Origin of the sequence: Pseudomonas sp. PH1b (assembly GCF_000633395.1) — a bacterium.
In the GTDB taxonomy this organism is placed as follows: Bacteria; Pseudomonadota; Gammaproteobacteria; order Pseudomonadales; family Pseudomonadaceae; genus Aquipseudomonas.
This window is the reverse complement of record NZ_AYMU01000079.1, coordinates 1-493: the sequence shown is the minus strand read 5'-3', so window position 1 is coordinate 493 and position 493 is coordinate 1. Positions and strand designations below refer to the sequence as shown.

At 63.1% G+C, this 493-nt stretch carries 1 protein-coding gene and 1 pseudogene; both read left to right on the top strand.

The genetic code is table 11. From position 1 onward, the window contains the following. A partial coding sequence (locus U873_RS34675) for a DUF1302 family protein (RefSeq protein ID WP_043274837.1) occupies nucleotides 1-298 on the top strand: 298 nt, incomplete at its 5' end. A 24-nt stretch (nucleotides 299-322) separates the two neighbouring features. Next, nucleotides 323-493 (top strand): annotated as a pseudogene (locus tag U873_RS36490) (DUF1329 domain-containing protein); the annotation flags it as partial.

Below are 493 nucleotides of genomic sequence, written 5' to 3'. Positions count from 1 at the left end.
CACCGGCGGTTTCGTCACCGCCACTTCCTGGGGCTATCGCGCCCGGGCCATCCTCGACTACAGCAACGTGATCGCCGGGATCAACTTCAAGCCCAACCTGTCCTGGTCCCACGACGTCAACGGCTATGGCCCCAACGGCTTGTTCAACCAGGGAGCCAAGGCCCTCAGCGTCGGCGTCGATGCCGACTACCGCAACACCTACACCGCCAGCCTCAGTTACACCGACTTCTTTGGCGGGCGCTACAACACCCTCACGGACCGGGATTTCCTCGCGTTGAGCTTCGGCGTGAATTTCTGAATCGGCATAAGAAGGATGACTTGAATGCGCAAGATGATTCTGCAATGCAGCGCCCTGGCGCTGGGGCTTTGGGCGGTCAACCTGATGGCGGCGGTAAGCCCGGAGGAAGCGGCCAAGCTGGGTACCAGCCTGACGCCGCTGGGGGCAGAGAAAGCCGGCAACGCCAATGGCTCGATCCCGGCCTGGACCGGCGGC